Raw genomic sequence first — 18,342 nt, 5'->3', positions numbered from 1 at the left:
ACGGTGATTGCTTAGCCCTCTGCTCGCAACTCGGCGTCGACGGCGGCAGCTTTCTTGGCCGCACGCCGATCATGGAGCCACGCGATCAACGCGGCGATGAAGTAAAGAATGATCATCGGAATGGCAAGCAGGAACATTGAGATGACGTCTGCTGCAGGGGTTGCGATGGCCGTGAAGATGCAGATCGTCAAAATGGCGACGCGCCAGCCCTTGAGAATTGCACTCGCTGACAGCACCCCGACCAGATTAAGGAGCACGACGAAAACGGGAAGCACGAAAGCGATGCCGACCGAAAGCAGCAGCTTCACGATGAAGTCGTAGTAGTACTTCGCGTTCAGATTAGAGAGATCTTGATCGCCTGCGAAGCCCAACATGAGAGTGATGATGTTGGGCATGACGTACCAACCGGCGGCACAGCCCGCGAGAAATAGCGGAATAGCGGTTGCTAAGAAACCGATCGCGTACTGCTTTTCTTTGCGTACGAGGCCGGGAACCAAAAATGCCCAGACTTGGTATAGCCACACCGGGCTTGCAGCAACGATCGCCACTGTAAACGCGATCTGCATACGGATATCGAATGCTTGAGTGACCGCGTCGTAGTTCAGGGCAGCACCGCGACCGGTTGAATCGGCGATGTTGGTGATCGGCGCGCGCAAGGCGTCGATAAAGAAATTCGCAAAGATGAATCCGGCAATAGCGGTCACGAGGATCGCGATCGCGGAAATGAACAACCGCTTCTTGAGCTCTATGAGGTGCGCGCCGAGTGACATCCGTTCTTCACTCTTGGAACGCCACCTCTCGGCGCGAACTGCCATAGGGGTTAGGGCTTAGGTGGAGTGTCGCTGTTCGAATCCGCCGAAGTGTCGGCTGGAGAGTCGGAACTGTTCTCGTCCTTCATTGTCTTGACCTCGCTGCGGAAGATACGCATTGACTGGCCGAGACTGCGCGCAAGCCCAGGAAGTTTCGGTGCACCGAAGAGCAAGAGGATGACGACCAAGAGGATAACGAGGTGCCAACCGCTGAGATTGCCGAGCATGGAGAACTTCCTTAAGAATCGAAGGCTGCGTGGGCTAATCATACCTAGATTCGCCTAGATACGCTGAACAAGGAACAGTTAGTGGGCTGAGAAATCGCGGGGTGCAAACTCGACCGGAAACCACCGCTGAGGCTGCTTGCCAAAGCCCACGAGCACATATTCTGAGCGACTGCGATGCTGAGGGTGGTAGAGCACAACCGCCGGTTTTGCGAGTAGTTGGGCATCGCCTGCGCTCACCAAGGACTTCACGGCAACGCGCTCGGTTCCCGCGTTGTCGGTGTAGCGCACGGCAATGCGGGGAGCTCGCCGCCCGCGTCGATACTCGCTACTGATACCCGCTGTCTGCGCGCCGGCCGTAAGCAAATAGGCCCGGATAGTTCTGCGTCTCAACCAAGTGGCGAACCAGAGCAACGCGACCAGAATGAAGCCGACAGCGAAAACCCACCCCACCTACGACCACTCCTGAGGCCACTGCATCGCAGAAGCGTCGCGTGTGGTGATCGTCTTGCCCCGCGCGATTCGGCGTTCATGCCGTGCGAGTTTCAGCTCAGAGCGATGGCGTTTCTGCGCTTCGCGGCGATCGCGAATCTCTGCCATCTCGGTGAGGATCGCGATCTGGGGCTTCGTGAGTTTTGCCGCCTCGACATCGAGCATCGACGTCTTGTCGACGACGTCCGAAAGATCCTTCATGAGCACCATTGCCTTGCGGAACAGAACCCAGGCGATAACGCCAAGCATGACGATCAGGATGAGTACAAGACCCACCCAAATGAGCACCCAACCCCACCATGCAATCATCACAACACCTGTCGTGGTTCTGCGTAAAGATCGGCGCCGGCTTGTGCCCAGCAGGCCACTGCGCGGCGTGCTTCGTCGGGAGCCACGACAGTCACGACTCCGGGAAGCCCCGCGATCAGTCGCTTGAGGCCGTGAAAATGAGGAACACGGACCACGGTGCGAACGCGATCATCCGCGGGAACAAGAATCGCGTCTTCGGGTACATAGTCGCCCAGCAAGCCGATGGCGCTCCGAGCCACCTCAACGGTGACCTCGATATCTTCGGCGGAGGTGTCGAACAGTGTTTCTGGCAGGTTCACGTCACCAGCGGTGTGCGTGATGGCCTCTGTTGTCATGGCCGGGTGGGAAATGCGGTCCATGCGGAACGTGCGCACATCCTCGCGTGAATGGCACCAGCCGCGCACGTACCAGTCCGCATCCACCGACTCAACCCGGAGCGGGTCAATCCGGCGACGTTCAGACTCGCCTCGTGAGTTGCGATAGTCGAACTCGATTTGGGTTCCCGCCGCAACTGACTCGCGGATGAGGGCAAGCGTCTCATCGAGAGCGTTCGACTCCACCGCGACAGCCGTTGGTTGCGCAGACGCGCCCCGTGACAGCTTCGAGGTAAGAGTCGCGATAGCTGCACGGTCAGCATGCTCAGGCAGGCTCGAGAGGTATTGCAAACCCGCGATAAGGGCAGAAGCTTCGCGCGCAGAAAAACGCGGTGTGTCATCGATGGCGACGAGGTGGGTTAACACGATTTGATCGTTGTCTTCGAAGTCATCCCACGCAATATCGAAAAGATCGCCAGCCTGATAGGTCGCGGTATCGCCAGGGATTCCGGAAACGGCGATGAGCCGCACAGCATCGCGAATCTGCTGCTCGGGCACGCCAAAGTGAAGAGCCGTTTCGGCGACGCTGACGCGGTCACGGTCCATGAGGTACGGCACGAGAGCGAGCAAAAAGACCAGCTTGTCTTGAGCGCGCAGCGGTGGGATCTTCTTAGCCATGGTCTGCCACCGTTCTCTTGAGTCGCTCGATCACTGCGGACCGCAGATGGGGCGGAGACACCGCCACGACCTCGGGGCCAAAACTCGCGAGTTCGTCAGCCATGATGTTGACGTCAGTGAAGTTGACCTCGAGAATGCAATCCGGATGCATTACTGCTCCGCGTCGCTTACCCAGACGCGTTGCAGCGTCGGTGCCGGGTTCCACCCGCAACATCGCGACGTTGGATTGCCAGACCTTCTCAAGCCCTGACAAGGCTTGAGCTGCAGCATCATCCGTGACGTAGTCAAAAGTCTTTTTACTGCGCTGGATGTCGCTCACAATGCGTCGCAACAGGAAAGTCTTGAACTGTTCCGTGTGCGGGTCTTTGGCGTACAGGTGCCAGCGGCCCTGATGTTGCACGAGCGCAAGCGGTGCCACCAGTCGAGTGGTGGAGGACTGCTCCCCCGGCTTCAAATATTCGAAGCTGACCAGCACGCGACGATCCATTGCTTCGCGCAGTGGCTCAAATGATTCGTCGCGCACCCGCAACTGTGGCGCGTAGCTGAGAACAGGTTCCGCCGTTTCGATGCCCAAGGACCGGAGTTTGACCATGGCGCGACGCGAACCCTCAGAGAGGGAACCCTCTCGCCACACCATTGCGGCGAGACCGAGCAAAGTTGACTCCTCCGCCGAAAACTTGATGTCTTCGGGAAGTTCGTAATCGACTCGAGGGATGCGGTAGCGAAGATTCTGATTATTACCCGCCTGCTCGGGAGGCTCGATGGTTTCGAGCGGAACCCCGAGCTCGCGAATGTCGTCCTTATCGCGCTCAAACTGGCGCTCAAGGTTCGCGTTATCCCCCGAGTGTACGAAGCGTTGGCGATAGCCCTGCACCGTCGACAGGATCTCACTCTTTGTGAGCCCATTTTCAGTGGAGAGCAACGCCAAAACGAGGCTAAAGAGCCGTTCTTCGTTGGGAACTTTCGGTGTTGGCACGAGTCAAATCCTATGTCTCTGACACCCGGCCGTGTCGTGGGTTGCGGTTACTGCTCTTGAATTCCGAGGATGTCGAACACGAAGACGAGGGTGGCACCGCTCGTGACGTCAGTCGGCAGTGCATCAGCGGCGAAGCCGACATCCGCGGGCAACACGATGAGCACCTGCGAGCCAACAGTCTGCCCGATGAGAGCTTCGGTGAGTCCGGGAGGGAGGCCCGAATCGGAGGTCTCGGTGCTCTCCATGAGGAAGGTTCCGGGAACGCCAGATTCTGCCCAGCTATTGGTGAATGTGCTCTCGGCACCCCACTCGATTCCGCTCACGTGCATAACGGCTGCATCACCCTCTTCGAGAGTCTCGCCGGAGCCTACCTTCAGCGCAGTGAACATGAGCTCACTCGGTGCATCGCCGGACGGGAAGGTGAAACCAGGCTGGCCATTCGGAGCCAGCACCACGGACGGGAATCCGGCAGGAGCGAGCTTGTCCGCTCCATCAGCCTTGCCGAGGTAACGGTTTTCGACGTCGCTCACCATCACGATGGTGTCCTCATCGGCCAGCGGAAGCTGATTCTGAGCAATGTTCTCTGTGCCCAGAATGTCGCCTGCCGTGCCGGTAGTGATGATGCGGGAACCGACGGTTGCACACTGTGCAATGTCGCCGAAGTGCGGTGCACCCTCGGTGACCGCGACGCGCAACCCCGCAGTGTCGTGGCCTGTGGAGATGAGCTGTTCACCGGTCTCGCCGCTGTAAATCGTGATTTGGAGGGTCGTGATGTCGCCAGCACCCACCTGATCGCCGTCGCCCTCAATAGCGAGCTCGTTCTCGACATCCGTTGAAATAAGCGGAGTGGGGAACTCGGCCTCGGGGTCGGTGCTGAGAGCGCCAGAAGCACTCACGAGCGCGGAACTGGAGCCAGAAGAATAAACCGGAGTGCAGTCCGCCAAGCTCAACGGACCATTGGCACAACCGGCCAACGAGACAACAACTCCGGCACTAAGGGCCACCACTGCAAGCTTGCGCACAAACACTCTTTTCATCGTCACAGACATCGCCAACACTCTACCGGTCAGAAGCCCCGGCCTCAGCCGCGGCCTTCGCTTCGCGTGCCGTTTTGCGCAGGCGTTTAGCGCTGGCACTACGTTCGCCGAGCGCTCCGGGAGTCCATACTTCGACATCCTCGTCCTTGAAGTCAGTTTTCGAGGCACGGCGCTTGAGCTCGGGCAGCACGGATCCTGGTGCAAGGCGGCGGGCCGTCATGAGGAAGCCGGTGTGGGCGACCATGCGGTGATCAGGACGAACGGCGAGCCCTTCAACGTGCCAGCCGCGCACCATAGTCTCGCTGGAATCGGGTTCTGTGAAGAGGCCAGTAGCGCGGATCGCCTCGGCGACACGCGACAGCTGGGTGACCGTGGCGATGTAGCAGAGCAGCACTCCGCCGGGAGTGAGGGCGTCGGCACACTCTTCGATGCACTCCCAGGGAGCGAGCATGTCCAGCACAATGCGGTCTACCGCACCTGGTTCAACTGTTGCGGGCAACTGCTCCTGCAGGTCACCAACCGTGACAGTCCAGTTCGTGGGTTTTGCGCCCAAGAACGTCTCAACGTTGGATTGAGCGATCTCGGAAAACTCTTCACGACGCTCGAAGGAGTTCAACTGCCCACTCGCGCCGATAGCGCGCAGCAGCCACAAGGAGAGCGCACCGGAGCCGACACCGGCTTCCACAACGTGAGCGCCAGGGAAGATATCGGCTTGACCGATGATCTGGGCGGCATCCTTCGGGTAAATGATTGCGGCGCCCCGGGGCATCGACATGACGAAATCGGTGAGCAGAGGGCGCATCGCCAAATATTCGATCTCGTTGGTGCTCGTAACAACGCTGGCATCCGGCTGACCGATGATGACGTCGTGGCTGAGGACGCCACGGTGAGTGTGGAACGCTCCCCCCGCTTCAAGAGTCACCGTGTTGAGGCGCCCTTTTGGCCCGGTGAGTTGAACACGATCCCCTTCACGGAAGGGGCCGCTCTGTCGTCGGAATACGTCGCTCATCGCGTGGTCACCTTTGCGTGCAGTTCGGAGAGATGGTTAAGGGTGCGGCCGTCGAGTGTCGGCCACAGGGCGTGGGTCTTGTCTTCGGGAATGTCCACCATGAAGGGAACACCGATGACAGTGGCACCCGAGGCGAACGCCGAGGTGGCACCGGGAGGGGAATCTTCGATAGCAACGCAATCGGTGATTTCGACACCGAGTGCCCCCGCGCCCGCGAGGTAGGCCTCAGGATGGGGCTTAGCGTTCTCGACATCGTCACCAGAAATGACGGCGTCAAAACCATGGAAGCCGAGATTGTCGACGACATGATGCGCCATCCGCCCGATCGACATTGTCACGACGGCGGTGGGAACACCGGCGCTGCGGAGCTCTTGGAGAAGCTCGCGGGCACCCGGGCGCCAGGGAATCCCAAACTCCTTGAGCTGGGCCATCACGCTGTCTGTCAGGCGATCCACGATCGTGACCGCGTCAAGGGTGACGCCCTTCGTTTGCATCACGCGGGCGGACTCTAGCAATCCCTTGCCCACGCACTCCATCGCGTCGTCATGCGTCCAAGCACCGCCAAACGATTCGATAAGCGTGGTTTCCGCAGAAATCCAGTACGGTTCGGAGTTGATGAGGGTGCCGTCCATGTCCCACAAGACGGCCGCCGGAGTGGAGTGAGTCACAACGCACCATCGTAGTTCTATCCTTGGGTGAAGAACATTCCTGCCACGCACCACAAGGAGACCAGTGACTAACACCCCATTTGCGAACGGACGACTCCTCGTCGTCGCCTTCGAGGGGTGGAACGACGCCGGTGAAGCAGCGAGCGGCGCAGTGCGATCGCTCAAAGAGCAGCTCGACGTGTATCCCATCTCAGAAGTCGATCCCGAAGAATACTTCGACTACCAGTTCAACCGTCCAGTTCTCTCACACGACGACGACGGCAACCGCGTCATGACGTGGCCATCGGTCACGATGTACGGCCCGTCGCGCCCCAACGCCGAACGCCCCGAAAGCATCGCCGCCGATGCCGAGTTGCAGTTGAGCGCCAACAACCAGTCGAACATCTACCTCCTGCTCGGCACAGAGCCCTCGCGCTCCTGGAAAGCATTCACCCGCGACATTCTCGAGACCGTGGTCGACAACGGCATCTCCTCGATCGTGTTCCTCGGAGCGATGTTGGCCGACGTGCCCCACACTCGCCCCATTTCAGTCTTCACGTCGAGCGAAAATTCCGCCGTTCGCACAGCATTGGACATCGAGCGCAGCAGCTACGAAGGCCCGGTGGGCATCCTGTCGGTACTCGGTCAGGCAGCAGAAGCTAGCGGCATTACGACAATGTCGATCTGGGCATCCGTTCCACACTATGTGCACAACGCCCCATCACCGAAAGCGACCCTCGCTCTGATCGACAAGCTCGAAGAGATTGTGGATGTCGTGATCCCCCGCGGCGATCTCGTGACTGAGGCAACCGACTGGGAAACCGGTATTGACGCTCTCGCCGGCGAAGACGACGACATGTCGTCGTATATCGAGCAGCTCGAACGAGCCCGCGACACGGTCGACTCTCCTTCGGCCAGCGGTGAAGCAATTGCTCAAGAGTTCGAGAAGTACTTGCGGAGCGGCGACGACAAGCCCGATCCGGGTGCCGCCGGCGACGAGCCGTGGCGTGGCAAGGACTAAGCACAGCACCGCTGGTGTGATCGCGATGTCGCTTTAGCCAGCGCGAACGCTTCAGCCGCTGTGAACGCCTGACACGGCTAAAACGCGAGAAACGACTAAACCGGCTGAATCACGTTGAGCGACAGCAGCACGTACAGCGTCACGCCCAAGACCACGCGGTAGACGACAAACGGCAGGAACGAACGCTTTTCGATGTAGCGCATGAGGGCTGCGATCACGACATAGCCCACGAAAAATGCAATCACCGTGGCGACGGCCGTTTCGGCGTAGGTGAACACTTGGTTGGGCTCGCCGAAGCTGTGCACGAGCTCATAGAGTCCGCTGCCAAAGACGGCAGGGATTGCCAGCAGAAAGCCGAAGCGTGCCGCAGCAGGGCGCGTGTACCCGAGCGCAAGGCCGGCTGTCATTGTCGACCCCGACCGTGAGACGCCGGGTACCAAAGCGAGCATTTGGGCGAGACCGATCGTGATGCCGTGGCCGTAGCTCATGTCTTCGAGAGCGCGCGTGCGCTTGCCGAGGTAGTCAGCGATTCCCAAGATGATGCCGAACACGATCAGCACGGTTGCAACTAACCAGAGCGAACGGAACGTCGAACGGATGTACTCCTGCGCGAAATAGCCCACGAGCACGATGGGGATCGTGCCGATGATGACGAGCCACCCGAGCCGTACATCCGGATGATTCCGATCGATCTTTTCGCCGTGGGAGCCATGAGGCTTACGGAATTGCTGAAACCAGCGGCTCAGAATGCGAGCGATATCTTTGCGGAAAAAGAGAATGACGGCGAGCTCAGTGCCCAACTGGGTGATTGCCGTGAATGTGGCGCCGGGGTCACTCGCAGAGGGTAAAAACTCACCCATAATGCGCAAATGGGCACTCGAAGAGATCGGAAGAAATTCCGTGAGGCCCTGAACAAGCCCGAGAATTATGGCCTCGATGAACCCCATGGAACGCTCCCGTTTAGGTAAGAACTAGTACTTGAGAAGCAGGTCTCCCAAGACCTGCCTGCCAAAGACTAATGCGTCCAACGGCACACGTTCGTCAACACCGTGGAACATCCCCGGGAAGTCGATCTCGGGCGGCAATTGCAGCGGGGCGAAACCGTAGCCGGTGATGTCGAGAAGCTTGAGCGCTTTGTTGTCGGTGCCGCCCGACATCAGGTACGGCAGAACAGGCGCGCCGGGGTCGAAGACTCCGAGGCTTTCAACCATCGCATCGACCAGGGGACCATCGAAACTTGTTTCGAGGCCGATGTCGCGGTGCATCATCTCGATCTCGATCTCATCGGGCAAGAGCGCACGCACTTGCGCGAGCACCGCATCCTCTTCGCCGGGAAGAGTGCGAATGTCGACGAGCGCTTCTGCGACGTCCGGAATTACGTTGTGCTTGTAGCCGGCCTTCAGCAGCGTGGGGTTGCTTGTGGTGCGCAACGTTGCCTGCAGAAACCCGGATGCGGTACCGGTAGCCAAAATCAACTGATCGGGACCGACCTCTTCTGGATCAATGTCGAGAATGCGAGAGAGCTCAGAGATGAGCAGCTTCGTGGTGTCAGTGAGATGCACCGGCCACTCTTGGCGGCCAAGGATCGCGATAGCTTCTGCGAGCTTGGTGACGGCGTTGTCGCTGATAACACGCGAGCCGTGAGCGGCCATGCCGCGCGCGGTGAGCTTGATCCACATCAGAGCCTTTTCGCCCGTCTGCAAAAGGTAAGCGCGTTGGCCCTGGAGATCCACAGAGTAGCCACCAACCTCGCTGATGGCTTCGGTTGCTCCCGCAAAAATCTCGGGGTGCTTCTTGACCATGAAGTGCGAACCGTATTCGCCGCCATTTTCTTCGTCAGCGAAGAAGGCGATCGTGAGGTCGCGAGCGGGACGCTTGCCGGCTCCCAGAATGTCGCCGAGTGCGGTGATGATCATGGCATCCATGTTCTTCATGTCCACGGCGCCGCGGCCCCACAGGAGGCCGTCGCGAATGATTCCTCCGAACGGATCTACCGACCAGTTCTTGGGATCAGCAGGTACGACATCCGTGTGGCCGTGCAAAATCAGTGCAGGGCGCTCTTTCGCGTGAGGCGCAGAAGACGCGGTGTCGTAGCTACCTTCCACCTTGGCAATGACCGTCGTGCGGCCGGTGGCAGCATCGAAGTATTGAGTGGTGAGGCCCATCTCTTCAAGCAACGCACCCAAATATTCGGCGGCATCAGTCTCGCCGTTCGATCGACCCTCCCCATAGTTGGAAGTGTCGAAACGGATGAGATCTTGCGCAATGCGGGCTGTGCGCTCGAGTTGTGGCTCAGAAGTCATAACTCCACGCTAGCCGTCTCCCCAGTAAATATCTGCACGCCACGGCATACCCGAAACCGGACTCAGGAAGACCGTTGTTTGATGCGTCATGTGGTGCTCAAAAAGGATGCTATTCTCTTATCTCGGCGGTGCTCTTGTAGCGCCGCAGATGCGCGCGGATGGCGGAATTGGTAGACGCGCTAGCTTGAGGTGCTAGTGCCCGAAAGGGCGTGGGGGTTCAAGTCCCCCTTCGCGCACAGCGAGGTGTCGTAAGACATCGAAATAGCTCGGATCCATGTTTATGGATCCGAGCTATTTTTTTACCCTCGGCCGATAGTGCGGCCAAAACGCTCGCCTGCAGGAATCCTTGTGAACTCCCGCAGGCGTCTTCTGGGTTGCGCGCTACAGGGCGCCCGGGAGTAACCGAATGTTGCTTTTCGCAAGCTTTACAGCCTCGCCTGCTCCCCCGTTCATGACCACTTTTGACATTGCGAGTGCGAAACCGCGGGCCATTTCTCCGGTAATGGTTGGCGGTAGTGACAGCGCAAGCGGATCGGTGACGAGATCGACAAGCGCTGGCCCATCGTGGGCGAGCGCCGCTTCAAGCGCCGAGTGGATGTCGGTGGGCTTGTCTACCCGTTGCCCAAAGATTCCGAGCGCGTTCGCTACGGCCGCGAAGTCAACGGATGGAACGTCCACCCCGAAGTCGGGAAATCCGTCAACAAGCATCTCAACCTTGACCATGCCCAGAGTTGAGTTATTGAAGACGACGATCTTTACGGGGAGCTTGTTCGCGGCGACGGTGATCAATTCACCCATCAACATCGACAGTCCGCCGTCGCCGCACATGGCGATCACCTGCCGGTCAGGATGACTCGTTTGGGCGCCAATGGCCTGTGGGAGTGCGTTAGCCATTGAGCCATGAAGAAACGAGCCAATGAGGCGGCGCTGGCCATTGGGGTTGATGTAGCGGGCCTGCCACACGTTGCACATACCCGTGTCAGCTGTGAAGATCGCGTTGTCACTAGCGAGATCGTCAAGCAGTGATGCGGCGAATTCAGGATGAATCGGGATTTTCTTGTCGACATTCTTGGCATAGGCGTCAACCACGCTATTCAGCAGGCGGTGATGACGTTTGAGAGTCTTCTCCAGGAAGCTCCTGTTGGTGCGGTTCGTGATCAGCGGTGTCACTGCGGCGATAGTGGCTGCCACGTCGCCGTGAACAGGGATCTCAACGTTGGTGCGTCGTCCTAAGTGCTCTGCCTTCGTGTCGATTTGGGCAATTCTTTCGTGTGAGCCGTCTGGCAAGAATTGTTCGTAGGGGAAGTCGGTGCCGAGCAAGATGAGGAGATCGGCATCGTGGATGCCATCGTGTGCGGCGCCGTAGCCCAACATCCCCGTCATCCCGACGTCGAACGGGTTGTCGTACTGAATCCACTCTTTGCCGCGGAGTGTGTGGCCGATCGGAGCGGCAAGCAGATCGGCGAACGCAACGACCTCATCGTGGGCACCTTCCACTCCTGCTCCGGCGAAGATTGCGACTCGTTCGGATGAGTTGATGGCCTCAGCGAGGGCTGCCACATCGGTAGCTGCCGGGGCCAAGACTGGAATCCCAGGGCGAGCCAACTGTGGTGCGTTGCCCACAGCGTCGAGCCCGGCAATGTCTCCGGGAAGCGTGATGACGGAAACTCCGCCCAGGCTGATCGAGTGCCGAAGCGCGGAGTTCACGACTCTGGGCGCTTGTGCGGCGGTGGAAATCAGTTCGCGGTAATTCGAGCACTCAACGAAGAGACGATCGGGATGGGTTTCTTGGAAGTATTCGCTGCCGATTTCAGTCGAGGGAATCTGGCTTGCGATGGCGAGCACCGGGGCGCCGCTGCGGTGCGCATCAAAAAGCCCATTAATGAGGTGGAGGTTGCCTGGTCCACAGCTGCCAGCGCAGACTGCAAGTTCACCAGTCAATTGTGCTTCGGCGCTGGCGGCGAACGCGGCGGCCTCTTCGTTGCGCACATGGATCCAGTCGATGCCGCCTTTGGCGGATCCTCCGGTGCGTCTCACGGCGTCAACGATGGGGTTGAGGCTGTCACCCGCAATCCCGTAAATGCGCCTGACGCCTGCGTGTTGTAGTTGGCCGATGAGTTGATCTGAGACGGTAGCTGCCATGACCCCAGTTAACTCCCCCAGTCTGCACGAATACAGCGAACTGGTTCCTTCGTCGTTGCGCGGTGATCTGGTTGCTGCGGGTTAGCTGAAATTCCTGACGACAAGATTCTAACGATGTATCGTTGAGTATCGGCGAGGCCGCTCGTGCCCCGCATCCACCGACTGGAGGATCAGCATGAATAACTCATTCGGAACAAGTGGCCGAGATTCTCGACGCCCGTTCGCAGACGCGTTCGACCACGCAGGAAAAGGTCTCTGGGATGCGCTCGACAACGTGCGCTCAGAATTCGAACGTCGCGTAGTTCCCCGTATGGGCCGCGGAGACGTTCGCGTCGCCATCCTTTCCCTTCTCGCTGAGGAATCGATGCACGGCTACCAAATCATTCGAGAAATCGACAAGCGCAGTAACGGCGCGTGGAAGCCCAGCCCCGGTTCCGTTTACCCCACCCTTCAGTTGCTCGCCGACGAAGGGCTCATCGAAGCTCACGAAGCCGACGGCAAGAAAACTTACACGCTCACTGAAAAGGGTCACGACGAAGCCAAAGCTGGTCGCCCTGCACCGTGGGAGAATTCCGAAGCAAAAGACTCGTCACGCCCGACCGTGCTCCCCCACGCTGCCGCAAAACTGGCGGAAGCAGTCGTGCCGCTGATGCGTACCGGAAACCCAGAACAGGTAGAGGAAGCCATCAGCGTCATCGATGATGCGCGTCGTAAGCTTTACGCCATCCTCGCCCAAGACTGAGCGGACAAGCCGGCCACGTCGGCACTAGGGAGATTTGATGACCGACACTCGACAGCTGCGCGCCCGCTACCGTCGGATCCTGCGTTTTGCTGCCCGGTACATGGTCCTCGAATGGTGGTTCGAACTTGTTCTGCCCCGCTTCGGGCTCGAACGTGTTGCTGCTCGACGTCGGCTCGTGCGAGCAGCGCGCATCGCTCGTAGTTTTCACGGTCTTGCCGTTGATCTTGGCGGGCTCATGATCAAGGTTGGGCAATTCATGTCGTCCCGCCTTGACGTGCTGCCGAGCGAAATCACTCGAGAACTTGAAGGACTGCAGGACGAGGTTCCCGCAGTCGACTTCACCCTCATTCGCGAAAGCGTCGAGAGAGAACTCGGCATGCCCCTTGAGCGTGCGTATGAGTACTTCGACCCAACTCCCGTTGCCGCGGCATCCTTCGGTCAAGTACACCGAGCACGTCTGACAGCCAATGATGCGGTGGATGTTGGATTCTCCGCTGTTGTTGTGAAGGTTCAGCGGCCAGGCATCGCCGACATCATCACCGTCGACCTCGCAGCTCTGCGTCGTGTCGCGAGTTGGCTTAACCGGGTTCGCTTCATCTCACGACGCGTCGACTTGCCGGCACTTCTCGAAGAATTCGCAATCATTAGCCTGCGCGAGATCGACTACCTCAACGAGGGAAGCAACGCGGAACGCTTCGCTGAAAACTTCGCTGATGACCCCCGCATAGACGCTCCCGAGGTCGTCTGGGAGCGCTCGACGCGCCGCATTCTGACTCTTGCCGACGCGACCGCTATCAAGATCAACGACCACGAGAAGCTGGTCGCGGCCGGAATCGACCCCGCCGAAGTCGCCGACGAGTTGTCGCGCGCGATGTTTGAGCAGCTCTTCATGCACCGGTTCTTCCACGCCGACCCGCATCCGGGAAACATCTTCGTGACGCCGGCGGATCCTGACCGCGCCGACCAATCCACGCCCGAGTGGACATTGACCTTTATTGACTTCGGGATGATGGGCGACGTTCCTGAAAATCTCAGCCGTGGTCTTCAGCGCCTCATCATTGCCGCAGCGGCGAGGGATGCTCCGGGCCTTGTCGCGAGCGTGCGGGATATGGGCATCCTGCTCCGTAGCGCTGAAAGCGCGCCGCTCGAGCGCGCCTTGGGGGAACTGTTCGATCGCTTCGGCGGTATGGGCTTCAGCGAACTCCAACAGGTAGACCCCCAGGAGTTCCGCGCCTTTGGCAATGAGTTCAGTGAAGTCGTCCGCACGATGCCGTTTCAACTGCCCGAAAACTTTTTGCTGATTATCCGCGCCATCTCGGTCACCTCCGGAGTCGCCAGCGACTTGAATTCCAGCTACAACGTCTGGACTGCCATCGAGCCCTTTGCCGCGAGACTAGCCCGCGACGAAGGCGGCGGAACCGTGAAAGAGCTCGCGAAACAAGCTCTGTCATCCGCCGGCTTGATTCTGCGGCTTCCGCAGCAACTCGAGAGCGTTGCAACTCTCATGCAACGCGGTCAGCTCGCTGTCGAAACGCCAGGTGCAGATAAGCGCCTTCGTATGATTGAACTTCTGGTGCGCCGCCTGATCTCCGCGGTGCTCTTTACGGCCCTGCTTATCGGGGGAATTCTGGTGCGGGACACGGATCCGACCATCGGCCTCGTGCTTATCATCGGATCGGCACTCCCCTTGGTGCACGTGTTGTTTGCGGGCGTGGTGAACCGCAACCGACTGTTCTAACGGAGCCACGACGGAGCCACGCAGTCTGAGAGTCGCCCATGAATCTGCATGATCGGCTATCGTGGACGAGGACTCAGACACACCTACTGTCGTCCGTTCTCGTGTGACCAGATCATCTTTGGTCTATTGCCAGCACTGTCGCAGGCTATGAGCCGTGCACACATGCACTCAGGCTCCTCACTCTTTTCACCGCCACGCGGCCGCGTGGCACAGTCCGCAGGAGAATCTCATCGCCATTGCCCAAGCCCCCAAATCAAACCGGTATCGCGCCGAACCGTCAGTAATGACGGCGTTGCGCACGCCGCGCATCCTCACCAGAGAGGTTTTGGCCGGCTTGGTCGTGGCTCTCGCATTGATCCCCGAGGCAATCTCGTTCTCGATCATTGCCGGAGTCGACCCGCGAGTCGGGCTCTTCTCATCGTTCGTGATGGCAGTCTCAATCGCCTTCCTCGGCGGGCGCCCCGCGATGATCACGGCGGCTACCGGAGCGATTGCACTCGTCATCGCCCCCGTTGCCCGTGAATACGGCATGGACTACCTCATTGCGACCGTAATCCTTGGCGGGCTACTGCAAGTGTTCCTCGGCGTGATTGGTGTGGCCAAGCTCATGCGCTTTATTCCGCGCAGCGTCATGCTCGGCTTCGTGAACTCGCTGGCGATCTTGATTTTCATGGCGCAACTTGAGCACCTCTTCCACGTGCCGTGGATGGTCTACCCGCTGGTAGGCGCCGGGCTAATCATCATGGTGCTGATGCCGCGGTTCACTAAGGTGATCCCCGCTCCTCTCGTAGCTATCGTGCTGCTGACCGTCATCACCGTCACGATGGCGATTTCAGTGCCCACGGTTGGCGATCAGGGCGAACTCCCCCGCAGCCTTCCTGAGCTCTTCATCCCGAACGTTCCCCTGACTCTGGAGACTCTCCAGATTATTGGCCCGTTCGCGATCGCCATGGCTCTCGTCGGACTCCTTGAGTCGCTGCTCACCGCGAAACTCGTTGACGACATCACTGACACCCACTCACGCAAGACACGCGAAGCCTGGGGTCAGGGCGTTGCCAATGTGCTCTCTGGACTGTTTGGCGGAATGGGTGGCTGCGCAATGATCGGCCAGACCATGATCAACGTGAAGGCCTCGGGAGCTCGCACTCGAATCTCGACCTTCCTCGCGGGAATCTTCCTGCTCATCCTCGTCGTGGTTTTGGGCGACGTTGTCGCGATCATCCCGATGGCCGCGCTCGTGGCCGTCATGATCATCGTCGCGATCTCGACCTTCAACTGGCACAGCATCCGCTGGTCGACGCTCAAGCGCATGCCCAAGAGCGAGACCACCGTCATGGTGGCCACCGTTGCAGTTGTTGTCGGAACCGAGAACCTCGCGATCGGTGTGCTCGTCGGCGTGATCGTCGCGATGGTCGCCTTCGCGCGTCGAGTCGCGCACTTCGCAACGGTGGAGCGCACACTGCCCGAAGATGAGGCAGTGCCCACTGCTTACTACCGTGTCAACGGGGAGCTTTTCTTCGCGTCGAGCAACGACCTGACCACGCAGTTTGAGTACACGGATGACCCCGACCGCATCATCATCGACATGTCAAACTCCCACATTTGGGATGCTTCGACGGTAGCGGCCCTGGATGCCATTACGACGAAGTACGAGCGTCTTGACAAGCGGGTCGTTCTTGTCGGTATGAACGAGGCCAGCCAGTACATGCACGAGCGTCTCGCCGGGAACTTCGGCGAAGAAGGCTAGCGAAAACGCGCTGAGTGCGATGAGGGCCCGTTACGCCATGGCGTAACGGGCCCTCATCGTATCTCCGCTTGTGTAAGGGGTTAGCTCGCGAGCGGCTCAGCCGACATCGTTGACCGGTGCTTACTCTCGGTGCCGTATGACGCGGTGACCAAGATGGGCAAGTGATCGGAAACTCCCCGTCGCAGGGTCTCAACGCCCTCGATCGTGAACCCCTGCGACGTGACGAAGTCGAAGTGTCCGCGGAAAAACTTATAGTTCGTGTACGTGGTTCGGTCGCTCAACGACAGGTCGTACCCTGTCTGCTTCACGCGCTGTGTGAGACCGTCTTTGAACATCGGGTAGTTGTAGTCGCCGACCATGAGGATGGGCGAGCCTGACCCGAGGGTGTGAAGCATTTCGTGCGCAGCCTTGATCTGGTTGCGGCGAAGTGAGTTGAGCGCGGTCAACGGAGCCGCGTGAAACGAAGCCACGATCATGTCTTCGTTCGTCTTGCGATCGACAAGGTGAGTGCCTACTAGGCGCTCAGTAGTAGGAGTAAAGATGCGGTCGTGCATCGATTTCTTGAGCTCGAACGATTGGCTAGCGCGGTGCTCGTAGCGATCACGGCGGTAGTAGACAGCAAGGCCGAGCCGATTGTTCTTGGTGGAGTCTGCTAAATGCAGTCCCCCAATTTCGGTGGGCAGCTGAGAAGAGATGACCTCTTGAAGGCACAGCACATCGAGATCAGGGGTTTGAGCGAGCGCATCAAGTTCGATGGCGGCCTTGTGCTTGCGAAGGTTGTAGCTAATTACGCGAATCACGAACCTATTTACCTCTTTCTTAAGAGAGAACCAGCCTATGCGTCATGGTCAGAAAGTCTGCGAGATTGGCGATTGGAGAGCAAACGTACAGGAATCCCCATAATAAGGACTATTACTCCAACCACGAGACCAGCAACGGGAACCGTGACGACCAAAACGAGGCACGCGAGTGCCCCAAGAACATTGATAACCCGCGGAATACGACGCTGTATCGCAGGCTGTGAAAATGCGGCGAGGTTGGCCACAAAGTAGTAGAGCAGAACGCCGAAGGACGAAAAGGCGATCGCGCCGCGAAGATCCGCGACGAGCACAACAGCGATCACCACACCCGAGAGAGCTAACTCCGCCCGGTGAGGCACCCTGAAGCGTGGATGCACGGCGTTGAGCCACCGCGGAAGATCAGAGTTGCGCGCCATCGCGAGGGTAGTGCGGCCGATCCCAGCCATCAACGCGAGCAGGGCTCCTAACGCGGCCACACCCGCGGTGAGCGAGATGAGGCCGGTGGCCCGCCCCCATCCGGAGGCGATAAGAAGATCTGCGATTGGCGCTTGAGAAGCCGCCAAAGAATCGGGACCGAGCACTGACAGCATCGTGGTCGCCAACATCAGGTAAAGCCCTGCTGTGATTGCCAAGGCGATCATGATGGCCTGCGGAATAGCGCGACTCGGATTGGAGACTTCTTCGCCGAGCGTGGCAATTCGGGCGTAGCCAGCGAAGGCAAAGAAGAGGATACCGGCTGACTGAAGTATGCCGTACGCATCCATGCTGTGAGCAAACGAGATTTGCACCGGCTGTACCACGGGTGAGGCGGCGACAGCGATCAGTACTCCCACAAGTACCACGAGCACGAAGGTCACGATTAGCTTGGTCGCCGCTGCGGTGCGGGTGACACCGAGTAGGTTCACCACAGTGAGGGCGACGACGCCGAGAACCGCGACGGGCTTCTCCCAGCCAGCCGGGGCAACGTAGGCGGCGAAAACGAGAGCCATAGCGGCACAGCTGGCCGTCTTTCCCACAAGAAATGACCAGCCCGCCAGGTAACCCCACCACGGTCCAAGGCGCTCACGCCCGTACACGTAGGTGCCGCCAGCCACGGGATACACGGCAGCCAGCTGCGCGCTTGCTGCCGCATTGAACCAAGCGACTATTGCTGCGATACCCAGACCGATCAGAAGCCCGGCACCGGCTGCCTGAGCTGCGGGAACAAACGCAGCAAATACACCGGCGCCGATCATCGAGCCCAGACCGATGACCGTCGCATCGGCTGTGGTCAATCGCCGAGCAAGCGTGGCGTTTGTGTTCACAACTTCACCCTACTCCCGTGGTGAATGCTGTCAGCGGCGTGCAACTCCTG

At 59.3% G+C, this 18,342-nt stretch carries 18 protein-coding genes and 1 tRNA gene; 5 read left to right on the top strand and 14 right to left on the bottom strand.

What is annotated here, in order from left to right; translation table 11 throughout:
- Window positions 1-11 precede the first annotated feature (11 nt).
- From tatC to I6E74_RS08730, 9 genes are all read right to left on the bottom strand, one after another.
- The gene (gene tatC, locus I6E74_RS08770; RefSeq protein WP_197124803.1) at window positions 12-770 is read right to left on the bottom strand and encodes a twin-arginine translocase subunit TatC; all 759 of its coding nucleotides are present in this window, start codon (window positions 768-770) and stop codon (window positions 12-14) included.
- Window positions 771-820: 50 nt separating this feature from the next.
- On the bottom strand, window positions 821-1,036 hold the full coding sequence (tatA, locus tag I6E74_RS08765; RefSeq protein ID WP_197124801.1) for a Sec-independent protein translocase subunit TatA: 216 nt from the start codon (window positions 1,034-1,036) through the stop codon (window positions 821-823).
- A gap of 78 nt (window positions 1,037-1,114) precedes the next feature.
- Complete coding sequence (locus I6E74_RS08760; protein WP_197124799.1) at window positions 1,115-1,486, bottom strand: hypothetical protein; 372 nt, start codon at window positions 1,484-1,486, stop codon at window positions 1,115-1,117.
- Window positions 1,487-1,834, bottom strand: a complete 348-nt coding sequence (locus tag I6E74_RS08755; RefSeq protein WP_197124797.1) for a hypothetical protein — start codon at window positions 1,832-1,834, stop codon at window positions 1,487-1,489. It lies immediately after the preceding gene.
- On the bottom strand, window positions 1,834-2,826 hold the full coding sequence (locus I6E74_RS08750) for a YafY family protein (protein WP_197124795.1): 993 nt from the start codon (window positions 2,824-2,826) through the stop codon (window positions 1,834-1,836). Before I6E74_RS08750 ends, I6E74_RS08755 begins: the two co-directional genes overlap by 1 nt.
- The gene (locus I6E74_RS08745; RefSeq protein WP_197124793.1) at window positions 2,819-3,802 is read right to left on the bottom strand and encodes a YafY family protein; all 984 of its coding nucleotides are present in this window, start codon (window positions 3,800-3,802) and stop codon (window positions 2,819-2,821) included. Before I6E74_RS08745 ends, I6E74_RS08750 begins: the two co-directional genes overlap by 8 nt.
- A gap of 47 nt (window positions 3,803-3,849) precedes the next feature.
- Window positions 3,850-4,839 carry an FKBP-type peptidyl-prolyl cis-trans isomerase gene (locus I6E74_RS08740; RefSeq protein WP_231604961.1) on the bottom strand — a complete coding sequence of 330 codons (990 nt, stop codon included), beginning with the start codon at window positions 4,837-4,839 and terminating at the stop codon, window positions 3,850-3,852.
- 22 nt (window positions 4,840-4,861) lie between these two features.
- Complete coding sequence (locus tag I6E74_RS08735; RefSeq protein WP_197124790.1) at window positions 4,862-5,848, bottom strand: tRNA (adenine-N1)-methyltransferase; 987 nt, start codon at window positions 5,846-5,848, stop codon at window positions 4,862-4,864.
- Window positions 5,845-6,516, bottom strand: coding sequence for an HAD family phosphatase (locus I6E74_RS08730; protein ID WP_307784432.1), 672 nt, complete (start codon window positions 6,514-6,516; stop codon window positions 5,845-5,847). Before I6E74_RS08730 ends, I6E74_RS08735 begins: the two co-directional genes overlap by 4 nt.
- Window positions 6,517-6,580: 64 nt before the next feature.
- On the opposite strand from I6E74_RS08730, the gene I6E74_RS08725 reads away from it, so the two are divergent.
- Complete coding sequence (locus I6E74_RS08725; RefSeq protein WP_197105594.1) at window positions 6,581-7,516, top strand: proteasome assembly chaperone family protein; 936 nt, start codon at window positions 6,581-6,583, stop codon at window positions 7,514-7,516.
- 95 nt (window positions 7,517-7,611) lie between these two features.
- Here I6E74_RS08725 and I6E74_RS08720 read toward each other — a convergent pair whose 3' ends face one another.
- Complete coding sequence (locus I6E74_RS08720) at window positions 7,612-8,463, bottom strand: undecaprenyl-diphosphate phosphatase (RefSeq protein ID WP_197124788.1); 852 nt, start codon at window positions 8,461-8,463, stop codon at window positions 7,612-7,614.
- A gap of 24 nt (window positions 8,464-8,487) precedes the next feature.
- Window positions 8,488-9,819, bottom strand: coding sequence for a M20/M25/M40 family metallo-hydrolase (locus I6E74_RS08715; RefSeq protein ID WP_197124786.1), 1,332 nt, complete (start codon window positions 9,817-9,819; stop codon window positions 8,488-8,490).
- A gap of 152 nt (window positions 9,820-9,971) precedes the next feature.
- On the opposite strand from I6E74_RS08715, the gene I6E74_RS08710 reads away from it, so the two are divergent.
- Window positions 9,972-10,055: transfer RNA gene (locus I6E74_RS08710), tRNA-Leu, on the top strand.
- A 145-nt stretch (window positions 10,056-10,200) separates the two neighbouring features.
- On the opposite strand, the gene I6E74_RS08705 is transcribed toward I6E74_RS08710, so the two are convergent.
- Complete coding sequence (locus tag I6E74_RS08705) at window positions 10,201-11,961, bottom strand: pyruvate dehydrogenase (RefSeq protein ID WP_197124784.1); 1,761 nt, start codon at window positions 11,959-11,961, stop codon at window positions 10,201-10,203.
- A gap of 175 nt (window positions 11,962-12,136) precedes the next feature.
- Here I6E74_RS08705 and I6E74_RS08700 point away from each other — a divergent pair, with 175 nt between their 5' ends.
- From I6E74_RS08700 to I6E74_RS08690, 3 genes are all read left to right on the top strand, one after another.
- A complete protein-coding gene (locus tag I6E74_RS08700) occupies window positions 12,137-12,703 on the top strand; it encodes a PadR family transcriptional regulator (protein WP_197124782.1) in 567 nt (188 codons plus the stop codon).
- 37 nt (window positions 12,704-12,740) lie between these two features.
- On the top strand, window positions 12,741-14,441 hold the full coding sequence (locus tag I6E74_RS08695) for an AarF/ABC1/UbiB kinase family protein (RefSeq protein ID WP_197124781.1): 1,701 nt from the start codon (window positions 12,741-12,743) through the stop codon (window positions 14,439-14,441).
- Between the two features lie 283 nt (window positions 14,442-14,724).
- A complete protein-coding gene (locus I6E74_RS08690) occupies window positions 14,725-16,188 on the top strand; it encodes a SulP family inorganic anion transporter (protein ID WP_197124779.1) in 1,464 nt (487 codons plus the stop codon).
- An 80-nt stretch (window positions 16,189-16,268) separates the two neighbouring features.
- Here I6E74_RS08690 and I6E74_RS08685 read toward each other — a convergent pair whose 3' ends face one another.
- Together I6E74_RS08685 and I6E74_RS08680 are read right to left on the bottom strand one after the other, a co-directional pair.
- On the bottom strand, window positions 16,269-16,985 hold the full coding sequence (locus I6E74_RS08685) for an endonuclease/exonuclease/phosphatase family protein (RefSeq protein WP_197125261.1): 717 nt from the start codon (window positions 16,983-16,985) through the stop codon (window positions 16,269-16,271).
- A 38-nt stretch (window positions 16,986-17,023) separates the two neighbouring features.
- Window positions 17,024-18,292: an APC family permease gene (locus I6E74_RS08680; RefSeq protein ID WP_197124777.1), complete on the bottom strand. Its 1,269-nt coding sequence runs from the start codon at window positions 18,290-18,292 to the stop codon at window positions 17,024-17,026.
- Between the last annotated feature and the right edge of the window lie 50 nt (window positions 18,293-18,342).

Origin of the sequence: Salinibacterium sp. SWN139 (assembly GCF_015864625.1) — a bacterium.
Lineage (GTDB): Bacteria > Actinomycetota > Actinomycetes > Actinomycetales > Microbacteriaceae > Rhodoglobus.
This window is presented reverse-complemented; position numbering and strand designations above follow the sequence as displayed.

Coding starts and splice junctions, on each gene's coding strand:
- I6E74_RS08700 (WP_197124782.1), top strand. CDS start 12,137: ATGAATAACTCATTCGGAACAAGTGGCCGAGATTCTCGACGCCCGTTC.
- I6E74_RS08690 (WP_197124779.1), top strand. CDS start 14,725: ATGACGGCGTTGCGCACGCCGCGCATCCTCACCAGAGAGGTTTTGGCC.
- I6E74_RS08715 (WP_197124786.1), bottom strand. CDS start 9,819: ATGACTTCTGAGCCACAACTCGAGCGCACAGCCCGCATTGCGCAAGAT.
- tatA (WP_197124801.1), bottom strand. CDS start 1,036: ATGCTCGGCAATCTCAGCGGTTGGCACCTCGTTATCCTCTTGGTCGTC.
- I6E74_RS08750 (WP_197124795.1), bottom strand. CDS start 2,826: ATGGCTAAGAAGATCCCACCGCTGCGCGCTCAAGACAAGCTGGTCTTT.
- I6E74_RS08720 (WP_197124788.1), bottom strand. CDS start 8,463: ATGGGGTTCATCGAGGCCATAATTCTCGGGCTTGTTCAGGGCCTCACG.
- I6E74_RS08695 (WP_197124781.1), top strand. CDS start 12,741: ATGACCGACACTCGACAGCTGCGCGCCCGCTACCGTCGGATCCTGCGT.
- tatC (WP_197124803.1), bottom strand. CDS start 770: ATGTCACTCGGCGCGCACCTCATAGAGCTCAAGAAGCGGTTGTTCATT.
- I6E74_RS08705 (WP_197124784.1), bottom strand. CDS start 11,961: ATGGCAGCTACCGTCTCAGATCAACTCATCGGCCAACTACAACACGCA.
- I6E74_RS08735 (WP_197124790.1), bottom strand. CDS start 5,848: ATGAGCGACGTATTCCGACGACAGAGCGGCCCCTTCCGTGAAGGGGAT.
- I6E74_RS08755 (WP_197124797.1), bottom strand. CDS start 1,834: ATGATTGCATGGTGGGGTTGGGTGCTCATTTGGGTGGGTCTTGTACTC.
- I6E74_RS08740 (WP_231604961.1), bottom strand. CDS start 4,839: ATGAAAAGAGTGTTTGTGCGCAAGCTTGCAGTGGTGGCCCTTAGTGCC.